The sequence below is a fragment of the Flavobacterium cauense R2A-7 genome (genome assembly GCF_000498475.1).
In the GTDB taxonomy this organism is placed as follows: domain Bacteria; phylum Bacteroidota; class Bacteroidia; order Flavobacteriales; family Flavobacteriaceae; genus Flavobacterium; species Flavobacterium cauense.
The window spans coordinates 1-15,085 of record NZ_AVBI01000005.1 but is presented as its reverse complement, the minus strand read 5'-3'; the positions used below and the strand labels follow the sequence as shown (position 1 = coordinate 15,085).

At 30.6% G+C, this 15,085-nt stretch carries 20 protein-coding genes; all 20 read right to left on the bottom strand.

What is annotated here, in order from left to right; translation table 11 throughout:
* Window positions 1–220: 220 nt before the first annotated feature.
* The gene (locus tag FCR2A7T_RS03350) at window positions 221–688 is read right to left on the bottom strand and encodes a DUF695 domain-containing protein (protein ID WP_023569867.1); all 468 of its coding nucleotides are present in this window, start codon (window positions 686–688) and stop codon (window positions 221–223) included.
* A 197-nt stretch (window positions 689–885) separates the two neighbouring features.
* Window positions 886–1,239 carry a hypothetical protein gene (locus tag FCR2A7T_RS03345; RefSeq protein ID WP_131473142.1) on the bottom strand — a complete coding sequence of 118 codons (354 nt, stop codon included), beginning with the start codon at window positions 1,237–1,239 and terminating at the stop codon, window positions 886–888.
* Window positions 1,240–1,453: 214 nt separating this feature from the next.
* Entirely contained in the window at window positions 1,454–2,029 is a 576-nt protein-coding gene (locus FCR2A7T_RS03340; RefSeq protein WP_023569865.1) for a hypothetical protein, read from the bottom strand.
* Between the two features lie 300 nt (window positions 2,030–2,329).
* Complete coding sequence (locus FCR2A7T_RS03330) at window positions 2,330–2,560, bottom strand: hypothetical protein (RefSeq protein ID WP_035117171.1); 231 nt, start codon at window positions 2,558–2,560, stop codon at window positions 2,330–2,332.
* Between the two features lie 202 nt (window positions 2,561–2,762).
* Window positions 2,763–3,560: a hypothetical protein gene (locus tag FCR2A7T_RS03325; protein ID WP_023569863.1), complete on the bottom strand. Its 798-nt coding sequence runs from the start codon at window positions 3,558–3,560 to the stop codon at window positions 2,763–2,765.
* Between the two features lie 203 nt (window positions 3,561–3,763).
* On the bottom strand, window positions 3,764–4,237 hold the full coding sequence (locus tag FCR2A7T_RS03320; protein ID WP_023569862.1) for a hypothetical protein: 474 nt from the start codon (window positions 4,235–4,237) through the stop codon (window positions 3,764–3,766).
* Window positions 4,238–4,445: 208 nt separating this feature from the next.
* Window positions 4,446–4,952: a DUF6933 domain-containing protein gene (locus FCR2A7T_RS03315; RefSeq protein ID WP_023569861.1), complete on the bottom strand. Its 507-nt coding sequence runs from the start codon at window positions 4,950–4,952 to the stop codon at window positions 4,446–4,448.
* A gap of 237 nt (window positions 4,953–5,189) precedes the next feature.
* A complete protein-coding gene (locus tag FCR2A7T_RS03310) occupies window positions 5,190–5,741 on the bottom strand; it encodes a hypothetical protein (RefSeq protein ID WP_023569860.1) in 552 nt (183 codons plus the stop codon).
* A gap of 207 nt (window positions 5,742–5,948) precedes the next feature.
* Window positions 5,949–6,323, bottom strand: coding sequence for a hypothetical protein (locus FCR2A7T_RS03305; RefSeq protein ID WP_023569859.1), 375 nt, complete (start codon window positions 6,321–6,323; stop codon window positions 5,949–5,951).
* A 222-nt stretch (window positions 6,324–6,545) separates the two neighbouring features.
* Window positions 6,546–7,034, bottom strand: coding sequence for a hypothetical protein (locus FCR2A7T_RS03300; protein WP_023569857.1), 489 nt, complete (start codon window positions 7,032–7,034; stop codon window positions 6,546–6,548).
* Between the two features lie 191 nt (window positions 7,035–7,225).
* Window positions 7,226–8,038 carry a hypothetical protein gene (locus FCR2A7T_RS03295; protein WP_023569856.1) on the bottom strand — a complete coding sequence of 271 codons (813 nt, stop codon included), beginning with the start codon at window positions 8,036–8,038 and terminating at the stop codon, window positions 7,226–7,228.
* Window positions 8,039–8,215: 177 nt separating this feature from the next.
* The gene (locus tag FCR2A7T_RS03290) at window positions 8,216–8,467 is read right to left on the bottom strand and encodes a hypothetical protein (RefSeq protein ID WP_035117167.1); all 252 of its coding nucleotides are present in this window, start codon (window positions 8,465–8,467) and stop codon (window positions 8,216–8,218) included.
* Window positions 8,468–8,716: 249 nt separating this feature from the next.
* Window positions 8,717–9,196: a hypothetical protein gene (locus FCR2A7T_RS03285; RefSeq protein ID WP_023569855.1), complete on the bottom strand. Its 480-nt coding sequence runs from the start codon at window positions 9,194–9,196 to the stop codon at window positions 8,717–8,719.
* A 220-nt stretch (window positions 9,197–9,416) separates the two neighbouring features.
* Entirely contained in the window at window positions 9,417–9,683 is a 267-nt protein-coding gene (locus FCR2A7T_RS03280; RefSeq protein WP_023569854.1) for a hypothetical protein, read from the bottom strand.
* 813 nt (window positions 9,684–10,496) lie between these two features.
* Window positions 10,497–11,363: a hypothetical protein gene (locus FCR2A7T_RS03270; RefSeq protein WP_023569850.1), complete on the bottom strand. Its 867-nt coding sequence runs from the start codon at window positions 11,361–11,363 to the stop codon at window positions 10,497–10,499.
* A gap of 201 nt (window positions 11,364–11,564) precedes the next feature.
* Window positions 11,565–12,179, bottom strand: a complete 615-nt coding sequence (locus FCR2A7T_RS03265; RefSeq protein ID WP_023569849.1) for a hypothetical protein — start codon at window positions 12,177–12,179, stop codon at window positions 11,565–11,567.
* Between the two features lie 194 nt (window positions 12,180–12,373).
* Window positions 12,374–12,997, bottom strand: coding sequence for a hypothetical protein (locus FCR2A7T_RS03260; protein WP_023569847.1), 624 nt, complete (start codon window positions 12,995–12,997; stop codon window positions 12,374–12,376).
* 196 nt (window positions 12,998–13,193) lie between these two features.
* A complete protein-coding gene (locus FCR2A7T_RS03255) occupies window positions 13,194–13,721 on the bottom strand; it encodes a DUF2199 domain-containing protein (RefSeq protein WP_023569845.1) in 528 nt (175 codons plus the stop codon).
* A 209-nt stretch (window positions 13,722–13,930) separates the two neighbouring features.
* Complete coding sequence (locus FCR2A7T_RS03250) at window positions 13,931–14,305, bottom strand: hypothetical protein (protein ID WP_035117163.1); 375 nt, start codon at window positions 14,303–14,305, stop codon at window positions 13,931–13,933.
* Between the two features lie 226 nt (window positions 14,306–14,531).
* Window positions 14,532–15,085: hypothetical protein (locus tag FCR2A7T_RS03245; RefSeq protein WP_035117161.1), on the bottom strand; the 554-nt coding region annotated here is incomplete at its 5' end.

Below are 15,085 nucleotides of genomic sequence, written 5' to 3'. Positions count from 1 at the left end.
TAATATTCTCTCATTTTTTTTTCAGGTGCAGTTTTTTAGTTATTGCAGATAACGTCCCGCCGGCTTTATGTCAGTGGCGGATTTTTTATTACTGACGTTTACAAATATACCGAAAAGAGTGAAAGAAAAACGTGAATTTTAATACAAAAAGTGCGAGCAAAAACTTTCCAAAAAATCCCAAGCGCCGCCATTGCATAAAACCGCTGTTAGCAGTAGTACCTTATTTTACGCTTCCTAAATGCCATTTTGCTAATTCCCAATCTTCATCGTCATCAATTCTATAGTTAAACTCAAACGGATAGTTATTTTCCTCAATTATTTTTTCTAAAAAATCGTTAGTTAATTTAGCATCATAAACTCTCCAAATTAGTTCTCGAGTTTCGTTCCACGTAATCCTAGCTAAAAATAGTGCGTTTGGTTTTTCTTTATCTACACCTTTGATATTTTCGTTTAAAAAATCTTCAAATTTTTCAGCTCTTAAAACATCATCATTTGTTGGCATTCCGTTTTCGATAAAATTTTCAAAGTTTATCATTATTGAGCAATGCCATGAAAACACTTCTTTTGGTTCAAAATCAACTAAGCTTAAATTTATAACCCCAATTCCAGGCAAGTTTTCTTGTCTAAATTCAATAATTTGATAGTTTTCTTCGGGAATTATAACTCGAAACTCTTTTTTAACGCTCATTTTTTTCGGTATTACTGCTAACGTCCCGCCGGCTTTGTGTCAGGTGGGGATTTTTGTTACTGATGTTTACAAATATACCGAAAAGATTGAAAGAAAAAACTTGTTTCGGAGAAAGAAAAATATTCACTGACTATTACCGATAAATCCCTAAAATCCCACTTGCACAAAACCGCTGTTAGCGGCTGTGATTGTTAGAATTATTTATTCGGCGACAAAAATATTTTAATATCATCGTGGTCGAAATTTGGATTAATTTCTTCTTCTTGAGTTATGTTATACTCCTTGTTTTCGAAACCATTTTTTCGTATTAATAATTTTGAATCAGGACATCCCATAGCACAACTTGCAATAATGAAAGTGTCAAAATTACCTTTATTATTAGTGTAAACCGTGTCAACATTTTGATTATCTAATGTTAAAATTATTTCCGCATTTTGGATAGGAGTGAAGTTGCCATCTAAACTCATAACAGTTCCACTTCCACCTGCAGGTGTCTCACAAGAAATTAAAAAAGATAATGCCAAAAGTGATATAATAAATTTTGTTTTCATTCCTATTTCGCTCAGTTTTTTTATCATAGCCGCTAACGTCCCGCCGGCTTTGTGTCAGGTGGGGATTTTTGTTACTGATGTTTACAAATATACCGAAAAGTTTGAAAGATAAAAGTTGAAAAATAGGAGAGAAGTGCAAACACTGACCTTTTACCAATAAATCCTAAAGCCCCACTTGCACAAAACCGCTGTTAGCAGTAGCCATTTTTCCTTGTTAATCATTTTTTTTGATGACTGTCGGTAAAAAACCTAATTCTCGCTGTAGCTTATTATAACTTTCAATATCTATTTTTTTATAGTCATAAACGCTAATTATGAGAGTCGAATCTGATGTAATTGCTGAAAATAAATTTCCAGCATGACCTGGGAATCCTTCATTAATTTTCGACTTTAGCATTCTGTTTAAATAATTTGAAATCGAAATTTTATTTGCATCGACCAATTTTATTGTTTTAGATGTTTCAAGTTTTTGGATTGGTGCATTTAAAAATGCGTCCATTGAATCACAATTGACTGAAAATTTGCGATAGTCTAAATGGAATCCTTTTTTTGGTTTTATATAAATAACCATTTCTTCTTTGTGACCGCCCCACTCACCACATTCATCAAATTCAGCTTTTAAAGTCAATTTCATATCAGAAGTAAATCCTGCAGGATCATTTTCTCTAAAGAATATAACTTCTGATTCAGATGGATTATTTTTAATATGTTGTGTACCCTCTTTTGAATCACAAGAAAGTAGAAGCAGAGATATAATGATGAATATTAACTGCAAATGATCTTTTTTCATTCTCGTTTTTTTATGGTTACTGCTAACGTCCCGCCGGCTTTATGCTGTGGCGGAATTTTTATTACTGATGTTTACAAATATACCGAAAAGACTGAAAGAAAAAAGCTGAATGAAAAGAAGAAATTAAAGCACCAAACCATTCCAAAAAATCACCAAGCCCCGCCATTGCATAAAACCGCTGTTACCAGCAGTTAATTTTTTAAACTACTTGAAACGTTTAACTCAATTATACAATAGATAATTTTTAGTTTGTATGGTTTCGTTTCTTTCTTTATGTTTTACTTTATGTTTAGAACAAAATTACATAAAAGCTAGCTCCATAATTCCAATTGCAAGCAAAACAACAACACCAATAATAATTAAGAATATAGAACCCCAATATAATTTTAATTCTTTGTAGTCCTCAAAATAATCTGAAGAATTATTCCTTTTTATTCCAACTTTTGGTTTCGCTTTATTTTTATATCGAAAAAAGTAGATAAGGCTGCCGACTAAAATTGAAGCTATTAATATTGCAATTAGTTCTGTCATTTCTGTTAATTCTACTTTTTAAATTTTAAGCCAAACTTTCTACGCAATGTTGTGATTTAATTGCTGGTAACGTCCCGTGGCTTTGCGAAGTTTGGGTTTATATTGCCCCAAACCTTTCCATTCGGACTGAAGTCAAATATACAAAAAGATCGTCCCATTAAACACTCAAGCCCAAATTTCGCAAAACCACTGTTAGCAACAGTTAAATTAGACCTCTTGTTTTTAAATCAGTCATTATTTCATTTACAGTTTTTATACAAAGAGAAAGTAAATCTTGAGCTTCATCAGATGAATATGTTAATTGAGGATGTTGGGTTTTATTCCTGTAATATTTACGAATACTTCCAATATTAATCATTAAGTGTTCAGATGGATGTGGTGTAATTGTATTGGCAGTGATTGCATTTTTTAAAGCAGTTTCAAATGTTCCCCATGTATCATTTTCAGTGGGAGTTATTGAAAGTGTTAAACTATAATACCATTTTAACACATCTTCTGTTCCTCTTAGAGAATGAAATGCACATGCAGTATATCTATCAAAAGCTAAACATAATCCACTTTCTTTAAAATCATATTGTGCAATAGTTGGGAGTGCTTCATAATAACTTTTATTAAAGAGTTTGTCGATATTTTCTGTTAAAATTTCATTTGAATGCCTTTTTTCGTCTAATATATACCCAATTTTTGTACCAAGTTCTGCATCTAAAACAGTATCTATTTTTAAAACTTTAGAATTAAGTGAGTCATGCAAAGCCTTATCGACGGTTAGCGATTTAGTTTTTGCTGCTTTTGCTAATTTTTTTAATTTTTCAATTTCAACATTAAGTTTTGTCTGTTTAATTGCACTCTTTGTGACATTTAAGTGTAAATCATCGATAAACTCTAGATATTCTTCAAACCTTCCGAAAAGTACTTCATTACTTAAATCAATGTTATTGTCATGTAGAATTCTGTAGTTGAAACCAAATCTATAGTATTGATAAATAGTTATTTTGTCCATTTCGTTTTTTTTTTTTAATTGTTGCTAACGTCCCGTGGCTTTGCGAAGTTTGGGGATTTTTGTTACTGTTGATTACAAATATACCGAAAAGAGTGAAAGAAAAACGTGAATTTTTATGCAAGAAGTGCGAGCACAAACTTTTCCAAACACACACTCACGCCCAAATTTCGCAAAACCACTGTTAGCAGTTCGGCTTTTTCTTTTTAAGATTCTATTTCAAAAACTTTTTCAAAATGATTTATAAGTTTGTTTTTATTTCTCCATACTAGAAAATTGCATAAAATTGCTATACCAACTATGACTGGATTTATTATTTTATATGCTTTGAGTGGAAATGAATTTGTGTAAAGAATTAAATTAAATATTGGAATGGCAATTATTGGCATATATTTATTCCAATAATATCCGAATCCGATTGGTTTTACTACGTAATTTATTTCGGTTTTATTATTTTCAATTGATTTAATTTCCCCAGAAATAATGTGTACAGTTGGAAACAATGTTGAGTTTTTAGTTAATTCAAATTTTGTTTTACTGTAAGTTCCAAAAAAAATCTTATTTGACTCTCCAAATAGTGTAAATATAGCAAAAGGAGTTCCTTTAATTTTTGGAGGTCCATATTTAGTGTTATTTTTTAAACGTTCTTTAAATTCTGTAATACTTATTTTTGAAACCATTTTACAATTTTCGGGTTTATTTTTAAGATTCCATTTTTCACAAGCTGACTGCTAACGTCCCGCCGGCTTTGTGTCAGGTGGGGATTTTTGTTACTGATGTTTACAAATATACCGAAAAGTTTGAAAGAAAAAATGTGATTTTAAGAAGGAATGTAAACACTGACCATTACCAATAAATCCCTAAAACCCCACTTGCACAAAACCGCTGTTAGCCGTAGTTTTTTATTTTTTGAATCATCATATCATTTGGTGTGTGAAACTTTAAAACTTTGCTTGGCATTGTGTTTAAATATTTTACAACATATTTTTTTGCTTTATCTAAGTCTCCAGAATAATCATAAGAAGCTTTAATATGTGAAATGAAATCATTTAAAGATCCCATTGTTTTTCTATCATTGTCCGTTGTATAGATATTCATGATTTTATTGTTTTCCCTGATGAAATTTTCATATTTCGGAGTAAGCATTTTATTAATCTCAAGTTGTTTAATTAAAAATTCTGTAAAAATAACTTGTAGATTTAGTAAGTCCTTTTTTAGGATATCAATTAATACAACACTATATAAAGTTTCTTTGTTTACAAAAATCACACATTTTCTTCCTGCAACTGGAAATAAATGAGCACTCCAATCATTTTCTGCATCAGAATTTCTCAATGTAAATTTTTCAGGTTTTATAATGTTTGAAAGTTTTGTTGAACAGTAAATATTTATCATGTTTTTTTTCTACAAATTAAATAAATATCCCTGAATGTCTTACCTTTTCGTCACGCAAAAATTACGGCTAACGTCCCGCCGGCTTTGTGTCAGGTGGGGATTTTTGTTACTGATGTTTACAAATATACCGAAAAAACTGAAAGAAAAAACGTGATTTTAATAAGGAATACAAACACTTACCATTGCCGATAAATCCCTAAAACCCCACTTGCACAAAACCGCTGTTAACGGCTGTTTTTATTTATCTTTGTGAACTTCCGCTAAGAATTTTTCCATAGCTTCAATAACAAGTTCTTTGTCAACAGTTACAGAAAATAATTTTCCAATGTTTTCATTTGGACAAGGTTCTATCCAGCCTTCCCAAATGAATTTAATTTTGTCACAATCATTATCGGCCGCCATAGTGACAAAATATGAATCAGTAGTTTTATCTATTGAAATACTGCAATAATGCCAAATTTCATATTCTAATACTGGTAAATAACCATACTCATTATTATCGTCATCATATTCTTTACTTGCTTTGAATATTAATTCAAATATTTCTCTATCTGTTCTATTATCAAATTCATGATGGTATAATGAATTTGAATGAAATTTTATATTGTCTTTTATAATTTCGATTTTAGCCCTCCAAAAAGGAAGGTAACAATCTTCATAATCATATCCAATAACTTGTCCCCCTAATATTAAGTTACAATATGCATGGTCTTCAGAATATTCACTAGATGCATAACGAATTGCAAAAGTATTTTTGTCACCAAAATATTTGAAGTTTTTGAATTTCATTTTTTAACGATTTTGTTTGGTAAAATTGCCGTTAACGTCCCGCCGGCTTTGTGTCAGGCGGGGATTTTTGTTACTGATGTTTGCAAATATACCGAAAAGAATAAAAGAAAAACCTCACTTCGGAGAAGAAATGCAAACACCGGCTCTTCCCGATACACACCCAAACCCCGCTTGCACAAAACCGCTGTTAACTGCTGGCATTGTTGTCTAATTATTATTAATTTCTAAACTCCCATAATAGTCAAAGATATTTGCTATGATTTTGTCAAAATCAATTTCACCGTAATGCAATTTAGAAAGTTCAATCATTTCACATATTGAACTTCCTGATTCATGTCTCCAGGAATTTTGAGTATCCATTTTAAGTTTTTTTGCTGTAATTTTTTCTATCGATAAAGGTTCGCCAAAATGTTCTTTTAACTCATTGATAAATTCATCAATACGAACTTGGTTGTACGTTGGCCAATCATTCATTGCAGTCAAAAACAATTCCGCAATATCCTTTAATTTATGATTGGAATTATCAGCTTCAATTAAATCTTCAAGTTCAAAATATGTTTCTATACGATTAGTATTCATCATAGTTTTTTAAGTAATATTATCCGACAGATTTTTAGCGTAAAGTTTGGCCATGCTTGCAGTTAACGTCCCGCCGGCTTTGCGAAGTTTGGGTTTATATTGCCCCAAACCACTCCATTCGGACTTAAGCCAAATATACAAAAAGATCTTTCCATTAAGCACTCACGCCCAAATTTCGCAAAACCGCTGTTAGTGGCTGGCTTTATTTCAATAAGTTCTTAATATTTATTTAAATCGAAGCTTTTGATTTCTTTCTAAAAAATCCTTCATTATTGGCCAACCAACTATTAGAGTCCACAATAATGGTAAGAAGATGGTATAAAGAGGTCGCAGTGAATCGTATCTTAGGTAAGGATTTGTATGATTGTAGAACTCAGGTGCCGAGTCGAACCAGTCATAAATTCCAAAAACCAAATAAATTCCTAAAAGCAAAACGACTTTATATCTAATACGAGTGAAATTCACAAGATTACTTTCGGTAGTTTCTATTGAGGTTTTCGGTACGGCAATGATGAAAGCCAAGAAAAAACAGATATTTCCTGGAGACCATCCAGTATAAGGAATTATTTCTTCATACAATTGCTCACGAGCAAAGATCATTAACAATGTGAATGTAAAAAAGAAAGATATCGAAAACCAGAATAGCAATTTTAAATCTGTTGGCAATAGTCTAATTTTTGTCTTCATGTCACTTAAATTGTTTCTTTTTTCCATCACTATTTTTATTCTCTATTTTGAAATTTTCGCGTCGTTTTTCCAAGCTTGCCACTAACGTCCCGTGGCTTTATGAAGTTGGGGTTTATATGTTCCCAAACCTTTCCATTCGGACTGTAGCCAAATATACAAAAAGTTCGTTCCATTAATCCCTAAAGCCCCAATTTCATAAAACCGCTGTTAGCAGCAGATTATATTTTTACAATTTCACAACTAATTCTTTGGAAATCTTCCATTAAAACTCTTTCACTTGAATTTTCATCAGAAGTTTCCATTTGCGTTTCTGTTTTTATTTCATATAAAAGGATAAAGTTATTCTCAATATCATAAATCATTGTGCCAATACCATTTCCAGTTGTTTTATTTTTTGCCATTTCAGGATGGGAAGATGTAAATGAAAAAGTTTGATTAATATCAAAAAAGGCTTTGTTATCAATAATTTTTTTTAATGTGAATTTAAAAGTATTTTTTAAATCAAATTTGTATTGATTCTCTATTATTTCTTCTGGTTTTTCTTCAATAATGGTTTCGCCAACTTTTACTTTATGCTCAGAAAAAAGAAGATAACTGATTTGCATTTTAAGACGTTTAAGTAATTCTATTTTAGCTTTATCGTCTAGATTTGAAGCATTAATTGAGAAAAACCTTGGTTGAGCTCCTTTTTTTACATCGCCGTAAATTGTAGCACCATCTTTCGGTATTCCTTGTCCTGAGCCTTCGTATTTTACGGATAATGTGAAAATATCATTATTTAATTTCCCAGTTTTGTGGACAGTTTTAACAATTGAATTACTTGATTTTATTTTTGGGTTGTCTTTTCCTTCCTTTTTTCGTTTTTCAAGATATTCCTCAGGTCCTAAATATGTAGTAGTTTTTTTTGATGATACTTCAGAAGTTTGGTTATAAATCAGCTCTGGTTTATATTCTATCTTAAACGTTAACTCATTTTGTGAGTAAGTTTGTAGAGTATAAACTAGGATTAATAATAATAAGGCTTTTTTCATTTATGCGCGTTTTCTAAATAATTTGCTGCTAACGTCCCGTGGCTTTGCGAAGTTTGGGTTTATATATGCCCAAACCTTTCCATTAGGACTGAAGCAAATATACAAAAAGCTCGTCCCATTAAACACCCAAGCCCAAATTTCGCAAAACCACTGTTAGCCGTTCGGTTTTATTTTTAACTACCATATTGGAAAATAGTTTGCTATTAAAATAAAAATGAATATTAAAAATATTCCGGCAATCATTCGATTATTAAATTCATGTCCCCATTCATCATAATAATCAGGTTTTTTGGGACCATAAATGTATTCCTTGTAAGTAAACTTAGGTTTATTGAATATTGTTCTCCAAATACTGCCATAAATATATCTTAAAGTCCCTCCAATATAGTTAAGTATAAAACGACCTTCAAGTATTTCAAAAATATCCATAGTTAAGTTTTATTTTTAATAATATAATTGTCGCAAAGCTTTTAATATTCAGGTAGTTTCACTTCGTTTGGTTAAACTGACGGCTAACGTCCCGCCGGCTTTGTGTCAGGCGGGGATTTTTATTACTGACGCTTACAAATATACCGAAAAGTTTGAAAGAAAAAACGTGATTTTAAGAAGGAATGCAAACACTAAGATTACCGATAAATCCCTAAAACCCCACTTGCACAAAACCGCTGTTAGCTGCTGTTACAATTTATACAAAACTAGTTTCTCGATTTCAGCGTCTAAATTTATTATTTCGTCAGACATTTTGTATTTCCAAGATTCTGAAGTTTTGGATAGTTGAAAAATTTTAAATTTTGATTTTAATTTACCTGGTACATCAATATTCAAAATTTGTGTTGAGGAACTATATTTCCATTTCCACAAAATTATTCTGTCTCCTATTCGATATGGATTTATATATAGTTTTCCATCATTAATAAATTGCAAAACCGTCAAGCCATCTTTTTTTTTATAATAGTATTCTGGAGAAACGAACAGATCTTTTTTGGGTTCTGTTTTTATATTAATCATTCTATAAAGTGTAATTGTATCAGTTTTAATAAAATCAACTTCTTTATTTAAAACAAACCAATAATCATTCGCAAAGTCAATATTTTCAACACTTTGAGCTTTAGTATTTAAACTAAATATAATAAATAATATATGTATGTATACTTTCATTTTAGTTTTGCACAACTCGTTTTAAACATCGCGTGAGTAGTAATAGCAGCTAACGTCCCGCCGGCTTTAAGAAGTGGCGGATTTTTGTTACTGATGTTGGCAAATATACCGAAAAGTTTGAAAGAAAAAACTTGAATAGGAGCAAAGACTTTTGATTCCCGATCGTTCCATTAAGCACAGACCCCGCCATTTCTTAAAACCGCTGTTATGCGACGTTCTTTCAAATTTTTAAATCAAATATTTCTTGAGCAATTTCATCACAATGTTTTTTATTTCCACTTAATCCCATGCTTACCGTCGTTAATTGATGCAAATGGTTTGAAATTTTAACTTTATCAGCACCTTCAACTTTTAGTTTAAAAATGTATCGAGTATAGCTTTGATATTCGCTTCGGCAGTTTTCATTATCATTAAGTCCAATTGGATCCCAACTTTTCCAAAGTATTTCATCTATTTTTTGATAAAGTATTTTTTGCTTTTGAGTCATTTTTGAAAATGCTAATAGTTGTTTAAACGCAACGTTTTTATAGAATGTCGCATAACGTCCCGCCGGCTTTGTGTCAGGCGAGGATTTTTATTACTGATGTTTACAAATATACCGAAAAGTTATAAAGGAAAAAGCCCAAAAGAAAGAAGAAAATGCAAACACCAAGCCTTTACCGATAAATCCCAAAACCCTCGTTTGCACAAAACCGCTGTTATAAGCAGGCTTTATGATTTTCTTTTCATCGAATAAAGTTTTTCCAACTTTCCATCTTTAGTTTTTAAATAGAATAGAAGTTTTCGGTTTGTAAATTTTGCGTACCTAATTTTTTCTGATTTTTTGCTATCAATTATTTCAGTTAAAGTATATAATTTTCCATTTCTTGAAATTTGACCTTGGCTTATTTTGGGTTCATATTTTTTATAGTTTTTCCAAACTTTTTTGCTAGGAAGCTTATAGTAAAATTCCACAAACGTTGAATCAGAAGAAAGTACTAGTTCAGTTACGTAATAGCTATAAACTGTCGAATAATTATGACCTCTCGAAAAATAAATTTTCCGATTTGTTTGACCGTTCACTAAGTGAAAACAGCAAAGTAAAAAAAATATGGACGATGTTTTCCTCAAAGTTTTTCCAAGCTTGCTTATAACGTCCCGCCGGCTTTGTGAAGTGGCGGAATTTTATTACTGATGTTTACAAATATACCGAAAAGTCTGAAAGAAAAAACCTGATTGAAAAGAAGAAAAATAAGCACCAAACCATTCCAAAAAATCACCAAGCCCCGCCATTTCACAAAACCGCTGTTGTATGCTGGTTTTATTCTCCGATTAGTTCGGTATTTATTTTACTAAGGATTTCACCATTTAGTTTTGCAGTTTTACCTTTAATTTTAAACTTGAGGATATATTTTAATTTGTATTCTCTATCACTAAAACTTTGATATTCCTTTATTTCTTTTAGTAGACCTTCTTTCGAATATAAATATAGAATTTTTGTTTTGGAACCATCAATAATTTCTTTTGAAATTATTCTATTTTGCGAATCAAAACATTCAATCTCTTGTTTATAGTTTTCTCTTCCGTCTCCATAATAGGTTTGGAAATTTCCAATTTTACAACTATCAATATATTCATATAGATATTGCCATCTTATTTTTTTCGTGTCTTCAAAAATTTGATTAAGTTGAATTATTCTGTTTTGCGAATCGTAAATTTTTTGATAAAATGTTGATTCGCTAAAATGAGTTTCCTTTAAATTTGGTTTGACTACATAACTAATCGTCATAAATAAAGAATCATTTTCACTATAATAACTATTTTCCTTAATTAAAACATTGTTTTCGTCATAAATGTATTTTGTATAAAGCTGGTAGTAATCGCAAGTTTTACAACTTGAAGAATAACTTTTAGATAACTCAAGTTTGTCTTTATTGTAATAGAATTGTTCAATTCTTCCAATGATATTTAACTTATTGTAATGGTGTCTTCCGTATGTGATTTTTTCGAGAATTTTCCCGAAATCATTATAGTAAAATTCAGACTTGCTTATTTTTCTTTTCTCATTTTCGTTATCAAAAGAGTATCCCACTTCGGTTATTTTGTATGCGCCAATTTTCTTCTCAATTTTTTGAGAATAGATTTTAGAGAAAGTAATTAAAAATACTATTAGAATTATTCGTTTCATTTTCGTTCAGTTCGGCTAAACTTGCATACAACGTCCCGCCGGCTTTGTGAAGTGGCGGAATTTTATTACTGATGTTTACAAATATACCGAAAAGTCTGAAAGAAAAAAGCGGAATAAAAAGAAGAAATAAAATCACCAAACCATTACAAAAAATCACCAAGCCCCGCCATTTCACAAAACCGCTGTTAACGGCTGTACTTGTTAACTAATCCATTTATCAAAAGTAATCAGTAATTCCCAACGATTGTTTTCATTTAGTTTGTATATGTAAGTCGCTCCTTCAGCGCAAAAGGCACCGCAATTATAACTTACTTGAACTATAACTGTGTCTCTCTTTTTATTAAAAATTGGCACCCTAATAAAACCAACACAATTATATTTCTTATTTACGTTCTGCCAAAACCTTTTAAGATCTTCTTTAGAATTTATTGTAGTATCAAGTTTGATAAGCTTTTTTTCTTTAATTAGTTTTGGATCTAAAACAAAGTTATTAGCATTCAAGTACTGAGCTTTGATAAAGTCTTTGTCTTCTTTTGAAAATAAGGTGTCGATTTTAGAAATTAAGGTAGAATCTCCTTTAATATCTATAAAATAGTTTTTGTTTAGCAAATTTTCGCAACTCTGATAAATTTTGTTTTCTTTCAAGAGAACATTATTTATAAATTCATAGACTAACTTATTTGGAATAATTTCTTGATATTTTTTTTGAATAGGCTCATTGTCAGTCTTTTCAATATTATCATTTTTACGTAAGTTATTACAACTTGTAATTAATAGAATTAGGATAATTGAGATTTTATTTAAGCGTTTCGTCATGTAGTATTGCCGTTAACGTCCCGCCGGCTTTATGAAGTGGCGGAATTTTTATTACTGATGTTTACAAATATACCGAAAAGACTGAAAGAAATAGCGGAATGAAAAGAAGAAATAAAATCACCAAACCATTCCAAAAAATCACCAAGCCCCGCCATTTCATAAAACCGCTGTTAGCTGTAGTAATAATTTGTTTTTTATTTATTTGGCGGTGGAAATTTTATTTGCTCACTTGGATCAATAGGCTTTGGCGGCATGGGTAAGCTTAATGTGTCTTTTCTAAATGCAAAGATTTCAAACTCCTTTTGACTTTTTTTAATATTTATAGAATCAATAATCTCGTAATATTTTTTGTTGTAATTATCAGATATTGCTTTTTGAGTTTTTAGAAATAAGGAGTATTTCAAATCATTTTCATATTTGTCAGTTTGCTCATAAGTGAAACTTATAACTTTATCGTTTTTATATTTTAGTTTTACTCTTATTACAGGACCATCGTAAACATCCAATCTATTTGTATCTATTTTTGATTCGTAGTATTCATCGTTGAGAGACTTATTTGTTTCTCCTATATTTAATATTATTTTGGTGTCAATTTTAGACTTTAAATAGATATATTTTGGCTCAAATGGTTTTACCCTTTTTATGATTTCTACATCTCCATTTGTATAAATTTTTGAATATTCATCAAGATCGACGAATAACTTTGTGTTTTCATCATAGTTATAATAATATGACATAATCTCAATACTTTCAAGTTCATTTTCCTTTTGAGAACAACCAAATAATAATATAGCTAAAAAAAGGCTTAGTCTCTTCATTTCGTTCCGTTTTGAGATTATTACAGCTAACGTCCCGCCGGCTTTATGTCAGTGGCGGATTTTTTATTACTGACGTTTACAAATATACCGAAAAGAGTGAAAGAAAAACGTGAATTTTTATGCAAGAAGTGCGAGCACAAACTTTCCAAAAAAATCCCAAGCGCCGCCATTGCATAAAACCGCTGTTAACCGCCGTTTAAATTATTTTTTCAACTCTATTTTCAGCTTCTTCAATTGTGATTCCATTTTCCCAGTCAGAAACTAATTTATGTTCTGCATTATGAGGAATTATTTCTGGACGTAAACCTTCGTTTCGTGTTTCGATATTTACATGAAGATTAAGGGTAGATTCTTCATAATCTATAATTTCATTACAAATCATCCCAAAGTAAGTTTTCGGTTCAGAGTCTTTTTTAAAGTTTAATTTATATTCATTAAAAGTATTCTCGCTAACCGAAACCCAAACTCCATATTCTAAATTCTCACAAGCATCATTAATTTGTATACTCAAAACAGTTCTTATAAACCTATCAATTTGATCGGGATAAGAAATGATACAAAAATCATCCGAAAGTTCTGCAATTTCGTTTTTATCGTTCTCGCTTAAAACGTCGTAATGATAAGGAGCTCTGAATCCAATTGCTGGTAACTCATCATGAGTTTCTCCACAAGTAGGACATTTAAACTCTTTCTTTTTATGCTTTCTAAATTTATCCCAAAACATTAGACAATATTTTTAAGTTTTAGTTGTGGTAAATGGCGGTTAACGTCCCGCCGGCTTTGCGAAGTTTGGGTTTATATTGCCCCAAACCTTTCCATTCGGACTTAAGCCAAATATACAAAAAGATCTTCCCATTAAACACTTCTGCCCAAATTTCGCAAAACCGCTGTTGTGCGAGGGTTGTTTCTTTAAGTAAAGTTTGAAATTTTTATTTAATTGTTTGTATACTTGAATCCCGCTTTAACAATTTGAACTGAATCAATTATTTCTTCAGTTAAATACATTTCGCTAATTTCTGGCTTTATTTTAGAATATTTTACTTTGAAAAATTTATTTAAAGGCTTACCTTTTTCATAATCATCAAGAACCAAATGAAAGTATGTCAAACTATCAACATAATATCTATATTTAATATAATTGTTTCCTCCATCATCAGATCCTGAATATCTTATAGTTTTGCCGACAGTAAAAGCATAATTGCTCTTCAGATAATTTTCACGTTGTGAGCCATCGTATTGTGCAATTAGAATTGTTAAGCAACCAATTATAAAAATACTATTAATTATATTGTTTTTTGTTAATTTCAATTTTTTAGTTTTTTTTGAGTTTTCTATTTACCCAAGTTTGGTTCAACTCTTGCACAACGTCCCGCCGGCTTTATGTCAGTGGCGGATTTTTTTATTACTGACGTTTACAAATATACCGAAAAGAGTGAAAGAAAAACGTGAATTTTAATACAAAAAGTGCGAGCAAAAACTTTCCAAAAAAATCCCAAGCCCCGCCATTGCATAAAACCGCTGTTATGCACAGTTTTTATATTTTCATTCCCATTTCGCAAAATAATTGCTTAAAGCTGTTGATTTTTAGCTTTCCTTTATGTTTTACCTTAATCTCAAATTTTATTTTGTTGTAGTTTGAATAGTTAAAACTCGAAATTTGATCTTCTAATTTATCATTCTTGATTAACCATAACACTTCGTAAGTTCCAACTTTAGAATATTGGTCAATTGTTTTTGAATAATCATAATATGTGAATAACCGTTCTTTTTTCAAAAAAGGAATTAGTAAATTTTTTATAATTATTTTATCTTTTTCGACTACTACCACTCTTAATTTTAAAATTAGGAATATTGCTAATGTTTCTAACGTTAGTATTGTAATTCCAGCAATTCTTGCGCTTTCATTAGCCCAAAATTTTTCTGTTAAAGGATTATGTCCAGCTTTAAAAAATACAGCCCAAAATAAAATTCCGAAAAGAAAATTAATAATTATAATAAGTAGAATAGAACTCGATTTGAATTTTGACCTCATTTTTGTGTAAAATTGTGCATAACGTCCCGCCGGCTTTCTGTCAGTGGCGGTTTTTT

Coding starts and splice junctions, on each gene's coding strand:
- FCR2A7T_RS03350 (WP_023569867.1), bottom strand. CDS start 688: ATGAGCGTTAAAAAAGAGTTTCGAGTTATAATTCCCGAAGAAAACTAT.
- FCR2A7T_RS03345 (WP_131473142.1), bottom strand. CDS start 1,239: ATGAAAACAAAATTTATTATATCACTTTTGGCATTATCTTTTTTAATT.
- FCR2A7T_RS03340 (WP_023569865.1), bottom strand. CDS start 2,029: ATGAAAAAAGATCATTTGCAGTTAATATTCATCATTATATCTCTGCTT.
- FCR2A7T_RS03330 (WP_035117171.1), bottom strand. CDS start 2,560: ATGACAGAACTAATTGCAATATTAATAGCTTCAATTTTAGTCGGCAGC.
- FCR2A7T_RS03325 (WP_023569863.1), bottom strand. CDS start 3,560: ATGGACAAAATAACTATTTATCAATACTATAGATTTGGTTTCAACTAC.
- FCR2A7T_RS03320 (WP_023569862.1), bottom strand. CDS start 4,237: ATGGTTTCAAAAATAAGTATTACAGAATTTAAAGAACGTTTAAAAAAT.
- FCR2A7T_RS03315 (WP_023569861.1), bottom strand. CDS start 4,952: ATGATAAATATTTACTGTTCAACAAAACTTTCAAACATTATAAAACCT.
- FCR2A7T_RS03310 (WP_023569860.1), bottom strand. CDS start 5,741: ATGAAATTCAAAAACTTCAAATATTTTGGTGACAAAAATACTTTTGCA.
- FCR2A7T_RS03305 (WP_023569859.1), bottom strand. CDS start 6,323: ATGATGAATACTAATCGTATAGAAACATATTTTGAACTTGAAGATTTA.
- FCR2A7T_RS03300 (WP_023569857.1), bottom strand. CDS start 7,034: ATGGAAAAAAGAAACAATTTAAGTGACATGAAGACAAAAATTAGACTA.
- FCR2A7T_RS03295 (WP_023569856.1), bottom strand. CDS start 8,038: ATGAAAAAAGCCTTATTATTATTAATCCTAGTTTATACTCTACAAACT.
- FCR2A7T_RS03290 (WP_035117167.1), bottom strand. CDS start 8,467: ATGGATATTTTTGAAATACTTGAAGGTCGTTTTATACTTAACTATATT.
- FCR2A7T_RS03285 (WP_023569855.1), bottom strand. CDS start 9,196: ATGAAAGTATACATACATATATTATTTATTATATTTAGTTTAAATACT.
- FCR2A7T_RS03280 (WP_023569854.1), bottom strand. CDS start 9,683: ATGACTCAAAAGCAAAAAATACTTTATCAAAAAATAGATGAAATACTT.
- FCR2A7T_RS03270 (WP_023569850.1), bottom strand. CDS start 11,363: ATGAAACGAATAATTCTAATAGTATTTTTAATTACTTTCTCTAAAATC.
- FCR2A7T_RS03265 (WP_023569849.1), bottom strand. CDS start 12,179: ATGACGAAACGCTTAAATAAAATCTCAATTATCCTAATTCTATTAATT.
- FCR2A7T_RS03260 (WP_023569847.1), bottom strand. CDS start 12,997: ATGAAGAGACTAAGCCTTTTTTTAGCTATATTATTATTTGGTTGTTCT.
- FCR2A7T_RS03255 (WP_023569845.1), bottom strand. CDS start 13,721: ATGTTTTGGGATAAATTTAGAAAGCATAAAAAGAAAGAGTTTAAATGT.